The organism is uncultured Maribacter sp. (assembly GCF_947496775.1).
In the GTDB taxonomy this organism is placed as follows: Bacteria; Bacteroidota; Bacteroidia; order Flavobacteriales; family Flavobacteriaceae; genus Maribacter_B.
The window spans coordinates 89,315-109,061 of the sequence record NZ_CANMDU010000004.1 but is presented as its reverse complement, the minus strand read 5'-3'; the positions used below and the strand labels follow the sequence as shown (position 1 = coordinate 109,061).

Sequence of the window (19,747 nt, the reverse complement as noted above, 5' to 3'; positions counted from 1 at the left end):
ATATTTATAAGGGGAAATTTTGAAAAGTATTCTTTTGAAATTAAAAAAGCACCTCTTTTAAAAGAGATGCCTATATAATATTTAAGATAAAATTAATTTTTGGGAAAATCTTTATGAGATTTAATTTCTTTCATTTGCTTTACATGTCTTTCTGTATGTCCAGACATGAAAATCAAGATTTGAAAACCATCAATAGTGGCAAATGGTAATTTACCATAATGGTTTCGTAAATCCTCTTTTGTTTTTTTTATAAACTTTATGTTTTCTTTTCTTTTCGAATTAAAGTTGGTCAAAGTTTCTTCATAAGAACCATATTTACCAGAAGGTTCAAAAGACTTTGAAGTTTTAACTTTGGTGTCTCTAGTTGTTATAAAAGCAAGTAGTTTATCATCTGACATAGTTACATCACCTCTTTTGGTTGGATCTGCAGGCGTTTTTAATGATCCAGTTAACATTTCTGAAAAAGTATTTTCCGAAATAGTAATATGCTCTAAACATTCTGCAATGGACCAAGACTCTTTAGTTGGCTTAAAATTTATTTGTTCTTCGGATAAGTTTTTAATGGTGTTTTTTAAATGTTTTTGTGTTTTTTCGAGTTCAGCAACTCCAAATTTTCTTTCCGCTTTAGAAATGGTATCGGGAGCTACGTTAAATGCCAATAAAGAAAATAGGATAAAAGGAATAATTAATTTTTTCATGAGATTTTTGAATTACAGATAGTTTTATAAAACTATCTGTCGAATAAAATGAATAAGCTTACGGAAAAACAAATAGTTATAGGCAAATAATTTTATCAAGATCAGAAGGAGTAATTGGCTTTACTATATAGTCCGTAACCATGGGGTAAGCCTTAATCATTTCTATTTCATTAGGATTAATAGAAGAACTCATTACAATAATTTTTAAGTCATCTTTATTCGATATTTGAGCATTTGCATAGCTATCTAAAAACTCCCAGCCACTCATTATTGGCATACTCAAGTCTAGGAAAATTATAGAAGGCATCTCTTTTTTGTTTTTATCTATTTCTAGGAGGCCTTCAATTCCTTGTTTTCCATTTTCAAAGACTAAAATTTTTTCACAAAAATTGGATTCTTTCATTAAGCGTTTGGCTATATATACAAAAATAGAATCGTCATCAATTATACAAACAGAGTTAATTTTAGCCATTCGATTAGTTTTTATTGGGTTTTAAAAATTAGTTTAAATGTAGTCCCTACACCTACTTGGCTTTCTACAGAGATATTTCCACCCATAGCTTCTAATTGGTTTTTTGTTATATATAAACCAACACCTCTGGCATCTTTATTTCTATGGAAAGTCTTGTGCATACCAAATATTTTACCTCCGAATTTGTTTAAATCTATACCTTTTCCGTTATCGGTGAAGGTAAGTTCTAAGTGCTTTTTATTTATTACTACATCTATTTTTAGTATGGGCGGTCTGTTCGTTTCAGAATACCTAAGACTATTGGTAAAAAGGTTTAATAATATGCTGTCTAAATAAGCAGGAATAGCTAAAACTTCTACTGTGGGAGCTACATTAATAATTGTTTTGGCATTTTTTTCTTTGAATAGGACTCCAATATTATTTATAACGGTGTCTATAGCTGGTTTTAATGGTATAGGAATTAGTTGTTCAGAAACATTGGAGCTAGATTGTACAACCTCATTTAAATTATGTACAGTACTATTTAGACTCTCTGTTGCTTCTTTGAGCATATTCATTAATTTAAACTTTTCGTTTTCATCCCTTTCATCTAATAAAAACCCAGTTACCATGGATAAATTGGTGGCATGCGAACGCAAATCATGAGAAACCATGTGGGCAAAGTTCCTTAAGCTATCGTTTTGGTCACTAGTAATTTCGGAATATTCTCTTAATCTTTTGTCATTCTCTTTTTCTTTGGTAACATCTGTAATTACGCCGATAGCAATGTTATTGTATTTTTCTTGTTCTGTTACAAAAGTGGCAACTGCTTTTAGGTGCCTTACAGTTTTATCGGGTAATAAAATACGATATTCTATGACTCCACTGCCTTCTCCTTTACTTACCCAGAACGCTTCATCAATTACTCTGTTAAAATCGTCTGGATGAATAATAGAAGCCCAAGCTTGGTAGGCATTTTCATATTTTTTTGGGTCTACCTGATGAATTTTAAAACACATATCATCCCATATAGTATGTCTATCTTTGGTTTGAAATTCCCATACTCCTACATTAGAAGCGGAAGTTGCTTTTTGGGCCCTTTTAGCTTGTTCACTATATTTTAATTCGGCAATTTTTCTTTCATTAACATCCTGGCAAATTCCAAAAATTCTAATACATTTTCCATTTACAAATTCTGCCTGTCCTTTCGTTCTAATCCATACTTCGTTACCTTTTCTCGTTATCATTTTAACTTCAGTATCCCACGGAATACCTTGAGTAATTGCTATTTTAGATAACTCATATATTTTATCTCTATGTTCTCCTTCTTTAAAATGGCTAAAACATTCTTCATAGGTTTTTGGAACATAATCTAAAGGTTCTTCGTGGATAATGTTAACCATTTTGGTCCAGGAAACTTTAAAATCCTGTAAGTTTACCTGCCAGCCACCTATTTTTGAAAATAATTGAGCTTCTTTTAATAGTTCTTCTTTATTTTTTGAACGGGTAACATTGTCTAACACAATAATTATTCCGCCAATTTCTCCATTGGCCATTTTCCAAGGATTAATATGCCATTTTAACCAAATATAATCTCCATTTACGGCAATGTATTTTTTTCCTTCGGAATTACATGGATTGCCTGACAAACAATTTTCCAAAACAGAAAGGAACTCCTTGGGTATATTGTTCATTACAGAAAAGAAATTTTCCCCAATAAGATTACATGTTAAGTTATGCGTAGAAGTCCATTTTTGAGAGTACCACAGGAATTTTAACTCTGTATCTAATGTTGCGATAGGAATTGGCGCATCTTTAATTAAAAGCTGATTTAAAGTATTTTCAGTAATTGTAGAAGTGGCCATACTCAAATTTAGTAATTATTTATAAAGAGAACCTTTATTTTTTTGAGAATTATCTTACGTTTTGGAATGCGGTTTTTTTCAGTATTCTAAGATTTAGAATACGTTAATATTATAAATGCTTTTTTTAAAGTTAACTTTATTCTTCTATTTTTATAATGATAAAAATCAGGGGTTAAAAAAAGGTATATATTGGCCGTAGACTTTTTAAATAACTAAAAATGAATGTAGAACTAAATATAGCTTTGATTCAGATTCCTTTAGAATGGGAAGAGCCAAACTTAAATAGGACTTTGATTCAAAATAAAATAGAGGCTTTAAAAGTGGATACGGATGTTGTTGTACTACCTGAAATGTTTACTACCGGATTTACTATGAACCCATCTTCTATTTCCGTTATTGAAGGAAATAAAACTATTGCTTGGATGCAAAGAGTTGCTTATGAAAATAATGTAGCAATAGTTGGGAGTATTGTTTTTTCGGAATTAAATAAAAATTATAATAGGCTGTTTTTTGTAACCCCAAACAGAGAATTTTGGTATTATAATAAAAAACACACTTTTACTTTGGCTGGTGAGAATAAAGTGTACGAGTCTGGAAAAGACCGATTAATAATCAACTACAAAGGGTTTCGTTTTTGTCCATTAATATGTTATGATTTACGCTTTCCTGTTTGGGCAAGGAATACAGAAAATTATGATTTGCTAATTTATGTAGCCAATTGGCCTAAGCCAAGAGTTTTGGCATGGGACAGTTTATTAAAAGCTAGAGCTATAGAGAATATGGCATATTGTATTGGTGTAAACCGTATTGGAACCGATAACTCTGGACACCAATATTCTGGACATTCTGCTGTCTATGATTGTCTTGGAAAAACATTAGCTTTTTCTGATAAAGAAGAAGTGCTGTATGCTACTCTAAGTAAAACTCATTTAGAAAAAACAAGAAATAAGCTTAAGTTTTTAGAAGATCGCGATGCTTTTAATCTAATACAGTAAAAGTTTGTTCTAACTCCCAATTAGCTCTAACTTCAATAGGAACGGGATAATAGCTTACTTTTTCCGGCTCTATTTGCAACAAGTAATTACCTGTATCCCATTTTTTATTTGCGTTAGTGTCAAAAAGAACACGTGCTAAATATTTTGCGGGTTTTAAATGGTTAAATTCAAAAACTTGTGATTCTAATGCGTAAATTTCCCTTTGTACTTCCCCATTTTCATTTGTTAATTGTACAATAAGAGGAAATTCTAAATTATTGCCTTCAATAGACAATCTTAGGTTTCCAAAATCTGCATAACTTCTCGTTTTTAAACCAACGGTTAAGGAGTCATTTGTGCTATTAAAAAAATCTGTTATAGCACCAGGAAGAACATCAATAAGATAGCTTTCTTCCGGGTTTTTTATAAAATCGATTGCTAAGGCATTTTCAAGCGTATCTAGTGTAGCAGAAAATTTAACAGGTAAAGAGTCTTTATCCATCATTTTAATTTTAGAAGAGTCCATTGAAATTAAAGGAGTGTTTCCTACAAGTAGAAATGAATCATTAAAATTAATGTTTCCCCTGTGATTTGCTGATAAAACAAGGGTGTCTTGAGCAATTTTTCTATTCTTTATTTTAAAAGTATCTAGTGTTTTATATTTTTCATTGGTTACCGTAAAGAGTAAAGAATCCATTTCATATGGTGTAAACCAAAAATTAATACTATCTTTTTTGGGCTCTTTCTGGAACATGGTTTGTACAGAATCTGGAATAACAGATATTGGCTTAATAATGCTATTTTCTCCATCTCCAAAGTACCCAAAAGTAATTTTATTTTTGGACATTAAAGAGGGTACAGCCATAGAAAAATTAGGCACTTCTTTAAAAAGAGTTAAAAGAAAAATAGAATCAGTAGGTATAGTAATGGTATCCTTAATAAAGCCAATTTTGTCCGTGTTTTGGTCAAAAACATGATTTTTGGCTTCATCTTTAAGTGCAAAAAGAGCGTACTTCCCTTTTTTCAAATTTTTTAAGTTGAAGATTATGGTGCTATCTAGGGTGTTTGTAATATAATTCGGTGGTCTTTTAAAAATAGTAGAATCTGTATATGCGCTATCAATTTCATACAGCATAACACTAATAAAAGTGTCGGCGTCTTTGTTAAAGGCATCTTTTACAACTCCTTTGACCTCTAGAGAATCAATATAAGTACCAGTAGAAAAAACATAGGTTAAAAAACGATTTGGGTTACCTTCATTATTATCTACAATACTTTCTCCAAAATTTAGAGTATAAGTCGTATTTTCTTTTAACGTATCTTTTATAGTTATTTCAACATATTTACTAGCTCCACCTTGCGGAGATAAGTCAGGAATATATTTTAAGGGAGGAGAAATAATAAGTTGTTCTTGAACGTCTTTAAGTTTAATATATTCATTAAAATAGAGGCGTATTTTGTTTTCTGAAAAGTTGATACTCATATTTTCAGGTTCCGCTTTCACCAAAATGGGAGCTTCTATATCTTTTGGACCTCCGGTAGGACTTCCTCTTCTAGCACATTGATAAAATGCAGCAATTATAATGGCGAAAAAAAAGTAGGCTAAAAAACGTTGTAACATTACTTTAAAATATTAGAAACAAAGAAACAACATATTTAATGAAATTAGAAATTACAATACTACAGCCATGCTTGTAATATATATTGTTACGCCTGGAGCCTCTTGTAAGGTCTTTGCACAAATTTCCATAGTTGCTCCTGTAGTTATAACATCATCTAATAAAAGAATTTTTTTATTAGCAAGAACCAAAGGATTTGTTAAATGATAAAGATTTTTTTGCTCATGCCACCTTCTAAGACGTCCCTTTTTTGTTTGCGTTTTGGTATTTTCGGTTTTTATTAGAATAGTATCTAAAAAAATGGCGTTTAAATACTTGGCCAAAGATTTTCCAAATTTAGTAACCTGATTGTAGCCTCTTTTTTTTAGTTTTTTTGAGTGTAGGGGTACAGGTATAATATAGTCAATATCCTTTAGAAAATTATTTTCAGCTAATATTTGACCATACCACTCTCCAATAAAAACGCCGATCTGTTCTTGATTTTTATATTTTAAGTTATGAATAAGATTTTTAACGATTCCTATTTCCGTGAAATATAGAAAGGAACTCGCTTTTTTTATGTTAATTCGTCCATAAAAAATACGGTCTACCGGATTTTCTTCGTTAAATGTAAAGTCGGTGAGTGGTATTTGGTTTCGACAAACGGTACATAAATGTTTCTCTCCTCTATTTAATCGTGCATTACAACCAAAACACACTATGGGGAATAGGAGGGTGTTGATATCATTTAGTATATTTGGGAGCTTAGAGTACAACAAATCTCAAGTTTTTTATTAACCTACTTAAAGACCACTTTGTTCTGATGGACAGTCAAGATAATAAAATAAATTATAAAGTAATACTTGCTGCTATGGTAGCGGTAGTAATAGGAATACTAATAGCCTTTTACTACAGTTATGCGCAATCTAAAACTCATATTAGTTATTTAGAGCAAGAAAAAGACCTTTTAGTAAAAGATTTAACCATTATGAAAGCAGATGTGGATAGACTTTCTGCACTTAATGAGGTTAATGAAATAGAGTTACAAGATTCTAAGTATAAGGTACAGCAATTAATAGATTCCGTTGGAAGATTAAATTTTACTGTAGAAAAACTGAGAGAATTTAAAACGGAATTAAGAAGACTAGAGTCTAAAAATGACAGCCTTAAGTTAAAAAATAACTTTCTTAAGTATAACAATATGCTTATTGGAGAAAAGTATGAAGAATCTAGACGACAGATAGAAATTTTAAGAGGAAAAAGTAGTTCTTTGGCAGAAGCAGAAGCACTACAACGTAAGAAAATATTAGAGTTAAATAAGGAATTAAAAACTAAGAATTATCTAAAATTACAGAAGCCTACGGGAAGCGGTTTTAGATTACGAGGAGGAAAACCTATTAAAACAAACAAAGCGTCTATAATAGAAAAGTTGCGAGGTTGTGTAACTATCGCGGCTAATTCAGAAGAAGAGAATAAAGAAAAAGTACTTTATTTTCAGTTCTTAGACCCAAACAAACAAGTAATAGAGGATAATGCTAATACTATAAATGTAAATGGGAATGTTTATAGCAAGCGAGTAGAACTTATTTTTAACGGAGCCGAAACACCAGTATGCGATTTTATTTCTATTCCAGGAGGTTCACTACAACCAGGAATGTATACTATAAATGTTTTTGAAGACGAACGATTATTATCTACATCAGAATTTCAGTTAAAATAAACATTTTTTTAGCTTAAAATTCTATTTTTGCCAAATGGCAAAACAAGAAGACAATTTTAAAAAGGTAATCTCTCACGCAAAGGAATATGGATACGTATTTCAGTCTAGTGAAATATATGATGGATTAAGTGCTGTTTACGATTACGGACAGAACGGAGTAGAGCTTAAAAAAAATATTAGAGAGTACTGGTGGAAAGCCATGGTACAACTAAATGATAATATTGTAGGTTTAGACGCTGCAATATTTATGCACCCAACTACATGGAAAGCATCAGGGCATGTAGATGCATTTAATGATCCTTTAATAGACAATAAAGATTCTAAAAAAAGATATAGGGCAGATGTCTTGGTAGAAGACTATGTTGCAAAAATTGAAAACAAAATAGAAAAAGAAGTAAAAAAAGCGGCAAAGCGTTTTGGAGATTCTTTTGATAAAAAACAATTTTTGGAAACAAACCAACGAGTAGTTGAGTACCAAGAGCAAGCAACGGGTATTTTAAAACGACTGGGACAATCTTTAGAAAAAGAAGATTTAGTTGATGTTAAAAAACTTATTGAAGAGTTAGATATTGCTTGCCCCATGTCTGGTTCTAAAAACTGGACAGATGTAAAGCAATTTAATTTAATGTTTGGCACCAAACTAGGAGCCAATGCGGAAAGCGCAATGGATTTATATTTACGTCCGGAAACAGCGCAGGGTATTTTCGTGAATTTCTTAAACGTTCAGAAAAGTGGTCGTATGAAAATTCCTTTTGGAATAGCACAGACGGGTAAAGCTTTTAGAAATGAAATTGTTGCAAGACAATTTATTTTTAGAATGCGTGAGTTTGAGCAAATGGAAATGCAATTCTTTATTCAGCCAGGAACACAAAAAGAATGGTATGAAAAGTGGAAAGAGAATAGAATGAAATGGCACCTTTCTTTAGGAATGGGAGAGGATAATTATCGTTTTCATGATCATGAAAAACTAGCTCATTATGCAGATGCAGCAGCAGATATAGAATTTAGATTTCCATTCGGATTTAAAGAATTAGAAGGAATACATTCTAGAACAGATTTTGATTTAGGAAGTCATGAGAAGTTTTCTGGAAAAAAATTACAATACTTTGATCCAGAACTAAACAAAAACTATGTTCCTTATGTATTAGAAACCTCTATAGGTTTAGATCGTATGTTTTTAGCAGTTTTTTCTAATTCTTTGCAGGAAGAAGAGTTAGAAAATAATACAACTAGAACTGTATTAAAATTACCTGCTGTTTTAGCACCAACAAAAGCAGCAATATTACCGTTGGTTAAAAAAGATGGTCTTCCAGATATTGCACATGCCATTATCGAAGATTTAAGATGGGATTTTAATGTAAAGTATGATGAAAAAGATGCTGTAGGTCGTAGATATAGAAGACAGGATGCCAACGGTACTCCTTTTTGTATTACAGTAGATCACCAAACTAAAGAAGATAATACGGTTACTATACGTCATAGAGATTCTATGGAGCAAGAAAGAGTAGCAATTGCAGATTTAAAAGGTATTATTTCTAAGGAAGTAGATATGAGGTCTTGGCTTTTAAAAATGAAGTAAAACACATATTTCGTTTAAAAATTTATAAGAGGCTGTAGGTATATAGCCTCTTATTTTTTCTCAAAAATGTTATGAAATTTTATGGGAGGGTCTTTTCTGATAACAATTTTTTCCCTGGTAAAAGGATGAATAAATTCTAAGGAATATGCGTGTAAATATAACCCCTTACCTTGTAATTTTAAACCTTTTAGAAAATAGGTTTGGTCTCCTAAAATAGGATTGTTTATACTAAATAAATGTTTTCTAAGTTGGTGTTTTCTTCCAGTTTCAGGAGTTAATTCTACCCAATTTAAGAATTCGAATCTTTTAGAATTAACCCTTTTAATTACGTTGTATTTTGATGTGGCTTTTTTGCCGTCAATAGGTTCTGTAATCTCACCAGAACCTTGCATTTCTCCTATAGTAATGGCTATGTAAGATTTAGTTATTTTTTTATTCTCAAATAATTTATTTAAAGCAATAATACCAGAACTTGTTTTACCTATGAGTAGTAGACCAGTTGTAGGATAATCTAATCTGTGTACAGGTTTGGGTTTAACCGCATCGAGTAAATTACTTGCAGTTATGTTTTGCTCCAATGCATTAGCAATTGTTTTAAAAGAATTACCACTAACAAGAATACCTGGAGGTTTATTAATTACCGCCAAATATTCGTCTTCATAAACCACTTCTAAAAAAAGATTAATTTTTTTATGATGCGTTGTAGCTTTTATGTCTTTTAATAGAGTGATTATTTCGCCACCATTAATAAAAGTTGCCGTGGTGGCTATTTTTCCATTGACAAGAATAAGTTCTTTTTTAAGACTTTTTTTTAAAGCAGATTTTGTAGTAATAGTTTTAAATATCCCAACACCGTATTCTTGTAATCGCAAAGATTCTTTTAAAATTTTAACGGTGTGCGACTCTAGAATATTTAGAGAAGACATTTTTAAAATCGGAATCCGACAGATAGGCCGGCTTTAAACATAAATGTATTTTGAAAATCTTTGGGGCTCATATTCCTTCCAAATCCGCCATACGTCTCTACAGTAAATCTTTCACTAAAAGTAACTAGTTTAAATCCACCTCCTAGACCAAGAGCTAAAGTGCTATAATCTACATTTCTTTGTCCTAAATTGTCATCTAGAACATCGTCCTCTCCGGTATAGTATAAGCCAAAAGCTTCCGCAAAAAAACCACTTCTTGGTTCATAACCAAAATAAGCTCTTACGTTAGCCCCAAGTCCAAAATTACCATTGTAATCTGTTGCTTTATTGTCAAAATAAATATCACCACCAATACTAGTATCTTCGTTTATATAATGCTCGTAAGCAAAACCAATTGTAGAAGTAGCTAAAAAATGACCAACATTAAACTTAATCTCATGGTTATTTTCTGAGTAACCTTGGGCGGATAAAAAATTAAAAGCACCTAATAATACAATTAAAGCAAATATCTTTTTCATTATTTAATTCTAAAATTAAAAATGCAAAAATAGGATATTATATTTTTAAATATATAGGATCCACTAAATCCTATTTTATTATTTTTAAGCACAGAAGAAAACCTATGAAGATTATATCGTACAATGTAAATGGCATAAGAGCTGCCTTAAAAAAAGGATTTATAGAATGGTTACAGGCCGCAGATCCTGATGTAATATGCTTACAAGAAATAAAAGCAAATGAAGATCAGTTAGATTTAAGTGTTTTTGCAGAAGCAGGATATGCCTATAACTATTGGTATAGTGCCCAAAAAAAAGGATATAGCGGTGTTGCTGTATTAGCAAAGAAAAAACCCGATCATATTGAGTATGGTACTGGGATTGATTATATGGATTTTGAAGGTAGAAACTTACGTGTAGACTATGGCAATGTATCTATAATGAGTATGTATTTGCCTTCCGGAACTAATATGGATCGTTTGGAATTTAAGCTAAAATATATGGCAGATTTTCAAATTTATATAGATGAGTTAAAAAAAGAACGCCCCAATATAATTGTTTTAGGAGATTATAATATATGCCATGAAGCTATAGATATACATGACCCTATTCGTAATAAAAATGTCTCAGGTTTTTTACCTGTAGAGAGAGAATGGATTGGTAATTTTATGAATAGTGGTTTTATTGACAGTTTTAGGCATTTTAATAAAGAGCCAGATAATTATTCTTGGTGGAGTTATAGAGCTAATGCAAGAAATAATAATAAAGGATGGCGTTTAGATTATGGTATGGTAAGTTCTTCTTTAGAAGAGAAATTGCAAAGAGCCTTAATTTTATCAGATGCTAAACATAGTGATCATTGTCCTATTTTGGTTGAAATAGAAGCGAGTTAATTGAACAGAAATTATTATATATAAAAAAGCACAGTAATTTGCTGTGCTTTTTTATATATAATATGGGTTATTATTTACCTATATATGGTAACATGACCAACAAATTCGCGATCATCATTTTCTCCATTTAGTTTAATAACGTACCAATAATCTCCTGCAGGTAAATCTACATTGTTGTATGATCCGTCCCAGTTTCCTTGTTTTACAAAGTACTTAACCTGTCTACCGTATCTATCGTAAATAGCACCCCATAAATTAGGGAATCCTTCTACGTTTTTAAAGACCCAAGTATCATTGTTTCCGTCACCATCTGGTGTAAAGAAGTTTGGAATCTCAATATCTATAAATTCCATAGGAATCTCTAGGGTAGTTTCACAACCTTTACCATCAATTACTTTAGCAGTATATACAGCAGTATGGTTTATGAACATAGAACCAGTAGTGTTAACTTCGTCGTCAAAGTAATAAGTGTAGTTACCATCACCACCAGTCGCTACTAAGACTATTTCATTAATTCCGCCAGATTTAGTGGTTAAAACTAATCGTTCTTGCGCTTCGATATTAAAGTTTTTAACTTCAATACAACCAGTACCTAAATGTACTATACTAATGGTATGGTTTCCAGAAGTAATATTAGAGAAATTAGCATCAGACTGTGCATTTGTTACATCAGGGTTATTAGGTGTAGAATCATCTAAATCGAACACAATTTCTGAGGTATCTAAAGTGTTATCATCGAATATTACAGAAACTCCGTAAGCAGGAACACCATCGATACATTCATTAATAGTTTCTATTTCTGAAGAGAGATTAGAACCTACTTTTACTTCTTGTACTAGTACAAACGGACAGTCATTAGCATCTTTAATATAGATTTCATAAAAACCACCGTCTAAATTATCTAATAGTAATGTAGAACTGCCGATAGCAGAATATGCATCTGTTGGACCAGTAAGATTATATTCGTATGGAGCTGTTCCTCCAGTAATATTTATTTCTATTACGCCATTGTCATCACTAGAACACACCTCATCTTCAACTCTAGTAATAGTCGCATCTAAGGCAGCCGTTGGAGAATCTACTACGATATTATTTACAGTAACTTCGCAACCATTTGCATCTTGTACTATTACAGTATATGTATCGCCTGGAAGTTCCTCGAATAGATTCGTATTTACAGATTTTTCAGGACTAGAAGAAATAATATATTGGTATGGCGAAACACCGCCATTTACACTAATCTCTATACTGCCATCCTCTTCACCAAAACATTTAATATCTTGTTTGTTGGCAACAGAAGCAGTTAATAGAGTTGGCTCTGATATAGTTACTGTTCTAGAATATTCTGAACAATTTGTACCTCCAGTTGCTAAAATTCTATAGCTTCCTTGTCCTAATCCTTCAAAAGTACCAGAGTCTTGAGGAACTCCTTGTAAAGTTCCGTTAACTTCTAGTTGGTATTGGTAACCACCTAAACCTCCAGTTGCTTCTGCAATTAAAACGGCATCCATTTCGCCATTACAGTTGATAATTGTATTATCATCATTTACTGCTATACCTAAAGGTTCTACGACATTTATGGTTCGTATTACGGAAATAGGGGAAACACAATGTTTTGCAGGGTCACTATCGCGAGCTAAAAACTCATAAGTTCCTGGAGCTAAAGAACTATATACTTGTTGTGTACTCCAAGTAGTTGCATCTGCAGCGGGTTTTATAATTCTATATTCGTACGTTGTACCTAAAACACCACCGCTAGCGGATACTGTAATTTCTCCTGAATTAGGATCACAGTTAGGTTCTTGGCTTATTATACCGTCAATTTCTATTTCCGTTGGGTCGGTTAAAGAGATAGTCGCAGTTGTAGTGTCACAACCATAACCATCTACTACAGTTACAGAATAGTCTCCTTCTAATAAATTAGAAAAAATATTACTAGATTGTGGTAAACCACTAATTCCTGTTGTTATATTCGTTAAAATGTATTGGAAATTAGTGTGTCCATTACCAAACTCTCTAGTAGCAACTACAGTAATTTCTCCATCATTTGCCTCTGTACAAGAAGGATTAGTTGTTTCTATTGAAGTTGGATTAGCTGGGTCTATTACTATTTGGTCTATTGGGTCTATAGTAATTGTTTTTGTAACATTACTACAGCCATTTGCATCTCTTATGGTTAATTCATAATTTATAACAGATGTTAATCCGCTAAATACATTATTAGCATCAAAAGATTGTAATGTTGTACCAGAATCCGCATTTACTAATTCAAATTCGTATGTACCCCAGCCACCTTGCGGTGTTGCTGTAATTTGCGCATCCATACCTGGAGAACAAGTTAAATCATGGGTTATGGCATAGGTAAAATCTAAAGGCTCCGAAGGGCTTTGTATAGATATGTGTTCTGATTTTACATGACAACCAGTGTCGTTATCCGTAGCTACAACCACAAATGTGCCTGCTGGTAATAAGCTATAAGAAATAGGTGTAGTAAGTGTGCTACTAGCTACAGAATGTATAGGAGTGGTTGTATTATTTACATTATAAATCTCATAACTAAATCCGCCACTACCAAAACTAGAAACTTCAAAAGAAAGCTCTCCGTTAGATTCTCCATGGCAAGTAATGTCATTTACTTTAGAAGCACTTACCTCTATAGTATTAAAAGGAGCTATTTCAATATGTACTTTCGTAGTACAACCAGTATCATTATCTGTAACTAAAAATGAATATGTATTTGGTTGCCCTTTTTCAATGGTAACAGTTGTTCCAACAATAGTTACATAAGCCGAAGCACTTGGCTGTTCTACAATACTATAATTCGTAAAACTTGTAAGATCGTTAATTTCATATACTCCATCAGTAGCACAATTCATTGGAGTTGTTGTTGTTATAGTAGCAGAAATTTTAGTTGCTGCATCAACTGTTATATTTTCTTGGATTGGACATCCATTAGCATCTATAACATCTAAAACAATGTTTTGAGATGTGGTTTTGTAAGGAATATCAAAAGAAATTGCTGTTCCTGAAATAGAGCTAAAACTATTACCATTATAGCTAAATTTATATGGTGCTGTGCCGCCAGAAACAGTTGCGTCTATGGTTGCCATTCCTAATTTATTATTTGCAGTACATGCAAAAGCAGATACTGTTGGAGTAGTTAAAGAAATTGGGGCAGATGGACCACCTACCGTTATGCCTGTTAGACTTTGAATACAATTTTTTGCGGAACGAATATCTACATTATAAGAACCAGCTGCTAATCCATCAAATAGATTAGAAGTTTGGTAGGTTGTTCCGCCATCAATACTATACTCATAAGTTACATCTAAGTTATCTACACCGTCTATTTGTTTTATAATAATTTTTCCATCGGTATCTCCAAAACAAGTAACAGGTACGGTTGTATCTGGCTCAAATTGTGGGTCTACAGGCATTATTAATTCTAATGCAGGAGAAATATGTTCGGGAGCAAGAACACAACTGTTATCTAAATCAGTAACTGTATATGTATAGTTTACGCCAGGTTCTAATCTTGTAAATATTCCTGTAGTATTTGTTTCTTCACCAGAAGCATAAGATGCAGGAATAGGACTAATAGTAAATTCAAAATTTCCTGAGCCACCATAAGCAGAAGCTAACATTTCTCCATTATCCAAAGAGACATCACAATCTACAGTCTTGGTAATTTTAGATTTAGCCACTAGTTGCGGATAAATATGAATGTTTTGCGTATCTGAACAACCATTCTCATCGCGAACCACTAAGGTATGGTTTCCTGGACCCATAGTCTTTGTAGCTGTAGTAGTAACTTCGCCATCCCAAATATAAACTGGGTTTGTATTTGTAGGGTTAGTACCAGGTTGTGTTAGTGTTGCAACTACATTATACAACTCATTTGTGGAGGTACATCTGTCGGTAACATCTATAGTATCTATAATAGGTTCAGGGTCTTGGGTAATAGTAATTGGTGTTCCTAATCCTTCAATACAACCGCCACCGTCGCGAACATAAGCTCGGTATATATTGTTTACACCATCATAAGCTGTTGGCACAACATTTGTCCAGGTATTACTAGCCCCCCAAGAAACATCTAGGTCAGTTACATTTTTACTATCTAAAACTAAGGCATACTCATATTCATGCCAGTTTTGGTATAACTTATTTCGGATGTTAAAGTATTTTTCATTATCCCACCCTCCTTTAGCAGTTACTGCTATCTGAGCACCTATATTACAAGTGGGTGCAACATATTGATCTAGTTCTAATTTTAGTTTAGATTTAGGTCTATAGATTAAGAACCTATTACCAGATTTACATCCAGCCTCTGTAGTTACTTCTACTACATACCAAGCTAATTTTAATCCAGTTAAATCAATTTCAATATCTCCACCAGATCCTCCATCATTAGCTGTTCCACTTCTTCTAAAAGAGGGTATCCAAGGGTGAGAATCGTGTACAGATCCTCTATCACTTGTATGCCTAATATTCCAACTTACTGTCTGTGTTCCATCTAAATCGTTGTCTCCTGCTCCTTTTATGGTAAATTTTACTTCACCATCTGAACCCGTAAAGCAAGATAAACTTTGCGGAGTTGAAATTACATCTATGTTATTATTAGGAGCTTCTGGGGTATGAACAACACCCAGACTTCGCCAACGTTGACAACCTGTATTCATATCTTTTAATACAATGGCATAATGTACACCAAATAAAAGTCCACTAACTCTTAAATCTCTTTCAAATCCGACAGGGTCAGAATCTAATCCTAAAACAGGGTTAGAAGGATCGTTAAATTCTCTCCAAGCTGGAGGATTATTTTCATCATAAGGCCATATACGGTACTGAAATGGACCAACTAATTCCTCTCCAGGTAATGTTGAAGAATCTGCAGGGTCACCTCCTACTTCAATCTCAAAAGAAGCTCCACTAGCACAAGATTGCTCTAAATCAGTTTCAGGTTTTTGTATCCATGGTAAAGGAGGTTGCTCAATTTCGTATAAATCAGATTCGTATATACATCCTTTTTCATCTTCTATTTCAACATAAAAATGATGTGGCCAATACATACGAATATCATAATCATCTGTTGGGTCAGACATATCTACATTTTTATACTCTCTGTATGTCCAATATCTAGCCGTGCCTGCTGCATGTTTAATAGGGTCATTTACTCGTATTAACCTTATAGTTACTAACCCAGTTGCATTTTGAACATTAGTTACATTGGTATTTCCCCATTCTGTTTTAGTTCCAGAGCATGTTATATCCGTTTTTGTAATGTCAGCTGTGATGGCAGCTTCTGCACCTACAATTACCTCTAAACCTGTTAATTCGCAACCTAATGCATCTTTAATACCATAGTTATATGCTTGTGCATCTAAATTAGTATATACAGTTTGCGTAGTATATGCACTACCATTAAAACTATATAGGAAAGGAGGAGTTCCTCCAGAAGCCCCTAATTCTACTGAGCCTGTTCCGGCTTTACCGCAAGCAGTAGGAGACTGATTATGGTTCGGAATTAGAGTTGGGGCTATAGTTGTTGTAACAGGATCTGTTATTGTAAAACAACCTTTACTATCTGTTACTCTAAAAGTATATGTTGCTGCTGCTGAAGTGGAGAATGGCATAGTGATAGTACTATATGTACTTCCTCCATCTGTACTAGCTTCAAAGGTGTAATCAGGATTCGGGTAACCTTCTTGAGCATCAACGTTAATAACCGCGTCGGGAGAAGTACCACAACCCAAAGGTTTTGTTATTTCAGCAAGTGCAAATAATTGCCCAGCAATTTTAGTGTCTGCTACAATAGTTTCGCATCCATTACCACCAATTACTTTTATAATATAATCTTCAGGAGTTAAGTTGCTTAACGTAAAAGTACCTCCAGTAATTGGCGTTGGAGTTCCGTTGTTTACTGTGTAAAAATACGGAGCTTCGCCTCCGGAAACATCTATTTTAAGTTCTCCTTTAGTAGTGCTACTGTAACAGTAATTAGATGCACTTTGGTCTACTATTGAAATAGGACCGCCGTTATTTTGTAAATCAAAAGTTTGTGTATCTATTACGCAACCATTAATATCTTTTAATATTATAGTATGTGTTCCAATTTGCGTTAAACCAGTTATGGTTTTATTGCTTTGCGGAGCTGTTGTAGTATTATCTGGTTGTTTTACAGAATAATTATAATTTCCCCACCCACCTGAAGCTTCTATAGTGATAGAACCCGGAGAGCCGCAGTTCATATCAGAGACATTGTATGAGTCTAAGTTTAAAGCAGATGTTGGGGCTTCTATTGTATGAGTTTGTTCGAATTGACAAGGACCAGATTCATCACTAATTTTTATGGTATATGTATCTGCAGCTAAACCAGATATAATAATAGGAGACGTTGTAGCTCCGGTAACACCTAAGCCAGTATTTATTCCAGAGCTATTTTCTACGATTACATCAAAGGAAGTGTTAAAATTAGTTATATCCACTTCAACTTCTCCGTCGGCAGTACTAACTGCAAAGCAAGAAACGTGTTTTTTCACAGAGGTATTCGCAGTAAATTGAATAGGTTCTGAAACAGTATAGTTTCTAACTATTTTACAACCGTTATCATCTACCTCAAAGGTATAGGTTCCCGGTGCTAATGCAGTAAAAGTATCCCCTGGACTATTTATAGTGGATGGAGCTGTAATTTTATAAGTATATGGTCCTGTACCATTTTCAATAGTAATTTGTACATCTGTTTCTCCAGTAGAACAATCTACTCCACTAGTTAAAAAATTTAGGTTTGTTGGGTTAGATCCTCCGTTTACTGTTTGGTTTACTGTGGTGGTACAACCATTAGCATCTTTAACCGTAATGGTATATGTACCCGCGCCTAAACCAGTTAGAGTAGAACTAGCTTGAAAATCCACACCGTTTGTACTATATTCAAAAGGAGCAGTTCCTCCTGCAGTAACTGAAGCTTCTATTGTAGCAGAACCACTTGAACAACTTATTTGTTGTGTAACAGAAGCTGAAGCTGTGAAAGCTGTGCTTGGATTTACGGTTACGGAACTTGTAGTAACATCACAAGAACCACCGGCTTTTTCTTTTTTAATTGTTACAGTATAAGACCCACTAGCTAAATTGCTAAAAACATTAGATGTTTGAAAAGTGCTACCATCTATGCTATAGGTGGTAGAATATCCTTGAGAATTCGTTATGTCAACGGTTATACTGCCATCATCTGTACCATTACAAGTAATTGCTTTTGGGGTTACGGTGTATGTTATTTCTGGTTCTGTAATAATAGTAACGGGAGAAGAATCAATTTCGCAACCACTATTATCTTTAACCGTTACTGTATATGCCCCTGCAGTAGTAATTGGAATATTGGACTGATTTCCAGAAGTAAATGCATTATAAGTTGTACCGCCATCTAAGCTATACTCGTAAGGCGCTGTGCCTCCTGTTGGAGCAACAGTTATAACACCATCTGTACAATCAATGTTTTTAGTAACAACAGCGTTAGGTTGTATGGGAGTAAAAACTGGGACAGTAATAGATGCCGTCCAAGAGCAACTAGATACACTAGATAAAGTTACATTTATGTCGTAATCTCCAGAATTTAAATCGGTAAAAGTATATGTATTACTAGATGTTGGTCCAGAAGAACCTATTGGGCTTCCTCCTTGACTAATTTCATATATATAACTCGATGATGCATCCGTTAAATCTATTTTAATTCCTCCTTTAGTTGTGTTACAAGTTATTGGTAAAATGGTAGATGTTGCATTAAAACTGTTATTGTTTACGGTAACATCATTTAATTCAAAAACACAGCCATCCGTTATGTTTTTATTTCTTAATTGTATGTTGTACGTACTTACCGTGTTGATTGGAAAGATATTAGAATCTTGCCAAGAAGCTCCATTATTAATACTGTATTCGTAGCTATTGGGAACATTGTTTACGGTTATATTACCAGGATTACCACAATCAATATTGGTTACAACGGCATTAGGGTTAAGTCCGTTTGCATAGACATTAAAATAAAAACGTTCCGTTGTATTGTCTGTATATTGAATAAAAATTCTATATTCTCCTCCTTCTGTTACATTGTATTGCGGATTTGTCGCTAATTGGTTCCATGTACAACTTGGAGAGGTATTAGGACAATTATTTTGAGAAGCGCTACAACTTATGTCATCTAATTTTGCCCAAATAATTTGTTTTACATTAGGAATAGTAAGGTTTAAAAGTCTTTCATCAGTAGCGCCACATAAGTAAATTTCATGTAATTCTCTATTGTCATTAGAGCAGAATACTACATTATCCGAAATACCCGTTAGCGGATGTGTATTTGCAAGTATTGCAATATTTTCTTTATCAACAGAATCTTGGTTTTCTGGATTAAAAATGGTAGGTAGAACGTATCCAAAAAGAGAAGACATGACTAACCCCAAGACGATTAGGGTTAACGCTTTTTTATGGCGTAAAGAACTCTTTAACGTATTCATAAGTAGGTATTTAGTTGTTTGGTTGACTTATGCTCATAGACTTTTTTT

General features: G+C 33.2%; 12 protein-coding genes. 4 read left to right on the top strand and 8 right to left on the bottom strand.

Going from position 1 to position 19,747, the window contains the following annotated elements; all coding sequences use genetic code 11:
- Window positions 1-92 precede the first annotated feature (92 nt).
- The 3 genes from Q0856_RS08580 to Q0856_RS08570 all read right to left on the bottom strand — a co-directional run bounded on the left by Q0856_RS08580 (window position 93) and on the right by Q0856_RS08570 (window position 3,014).
- Entirely contained in the window at window positions 93-698 is a 606-nt protein-coding gene (locus tag Q0856_RS08580; RefSeq protein WP_298478903.1) for a DinB family protein, read from the bottom strand.
- 76 nt (window positions 699-774) lie between these two features.
- A complete protein-coding gene (locus Q0856_RS08575; protein ID WP_298478906.1) occupies window positions 775-1,170 on the bottom strand; it encodes a response regulator in 396 nt (131 codons plus the stop codon).
- 11 nt (window positions 1,171-1,181) lie between these two features.
- Window positions 1,182-3,014: a PAS domain-containing protein gene (locus Q0856_RS08570; protein ID WP_298504166.1), complete on the bottom strand. Its 1,833-nt coding sequence runs from the start codon at window positions 3,012-3,014 to the stop codon at window positions 1,182-1,184.
- Between the two features lie 218 nt (window positions 3,015-3,232).
- Between Q0856_RS08570 and Q0856_RS08565 the strand changes: the two genes are divergently transcribed.
- On the top strand, window positions 3,233-4,009 hold the full coding sequence (locus tag Q0856_RS08565; protein ID WP_298504163.1) for an amidohydrolase: 777 nt from the start codon (window positions 3,233-3,235) through the stop codon (window positions 4,007-4,009).
- Here Q0856_RS08565 and Q0856_RS08560 read toward each other — a convergent pair.
- Both Q0856_RS08560 and Q0856_RS08555 read right to left on the bottom strand, forming a co-directional pair.
- Entirely contained in the window at window positions 3,993-5,609 is a 1,617-nt protein-coding gene (locus Q0856_RS08560) for an Ig-like domain-containing protein (RefSeq protein WP_298504161.1), read from the bottom strand. The genes Q0856_RS08565 and Q0856_RS08560 overlap by 17 nt on opposite strands.
- Before the next feature lie 51 nt (window positions 5,610-5,660).
- Window positions 5,661-6,365 (bottom strand): ComF family protein, encoded by a 705-nt coding sequence (locus Q0856_RS08555; protein WP_298504158.1) that lies wholly within the window; start codon window positions 6,363-6,365, stop codon window positions 5,661-5,663.
- A 44-nt stretch (window positions 6,366-6,409) separates the two neighbouring features.
- Between Q0856_RS08555 and Q0856_RS08550 the strand changes: the two genes are divergently transcribed.
- Together Q0856_RS08550 and Q0856_RS08545 are read left to right on the top strand one after the other, a co-directional pair.
- Complete coding sequence (locus tag Q0856_RS08550) at window positions 6,410-7,306, top strand: hypothetical protein (protein ID WP_298478922.1); 897 nt, start codon at window positions 6,410-6,412, stop codon at window positions 7,304-7,306.
- 34 nt (window positions 7,307-7,340) lie between these two features.
- Window positions 7,341-8,885, top strand: a complete 1,545-nt coding sequence (locus Q0856_RS08545; RefSeq protein WP_298504155.1) for a glycine--tRNA ligase — start codon at window positions 7,341-7,343, stop codon at window positions 8,883-8,885.
- A gap of 50 nt (window positions 8,886-8,935) precedes the next feature.
- Here Q0856_RS08545 and Q0856_RS08540 read toward each other — a convergent pair whose 3' ends face one another.
- Together Q0856_RS08540 and Q0856_RS08535 are read right to left on the bottom strand one after the other, a co-directional pair.
- The gene (locus Q0856_RS08540) at window positions 8,936-9,811 is read right to left on the bottom strand and encodes an RluA family pseudouridine synthase (protein ID WP_298478928.1); all 876 of its coding nucleotides are present in this window, start codon (window positions 9,809-9,811) and stop codon (window positions 8,936-8,938) included.
- A 2-nt stretch (window positions 9,812-9,813) separates the two neighbouring features.
- A complete protein-coding gene (locus Q0856_RS08535; RefSeq protein WP_298478931.1) occupies window positions 9,814-10,329 on the bottom strand; it encodes a hypothetical protein in 516 nt (171 codons plus the stop codon).
- Between the two features lie 104 nt (window positions 10,330-10,433).
- Here Q0856_RS08535 and Q0856_RS08530 point away from each other — a divergent pair, with 104 nt between their 5' ends.
- Window positions 10,434-11,201 carry an exodeoxyribonuclease III gene (locus Q0856_RS08530; RefSeq protein WP_298478935.1) on the top strand — a complete coding sequence of 256 codons (768 nt, stop codon included), beginning with the start codon at window positions 10,434-10,436 and terminating at the stop codon, window positions 11,199-11,201.
- Window positions 11,202-11,275: 74 nt separating this feature from the next.
- On the opposite strand, the gene Q0856_RS08525 is transcribed toward Q0856_RS08530, so the two are convergent.
- The gene (locus Q0856_RS08525) at window positions 11,276-19,699 is read right to left on the bottom strand and encodes a T9SS type B sorting domain-containing protein (RefSeq protein WP_298504152.1); all 8,424 of its coding nucleotides are present in this window, start codon (window positions 19,697-19,699) and stop codon (window positions 11,276-11,278) included.
- Window positions 19,700-19,747 lie beyond the last annotated feature (48 nt).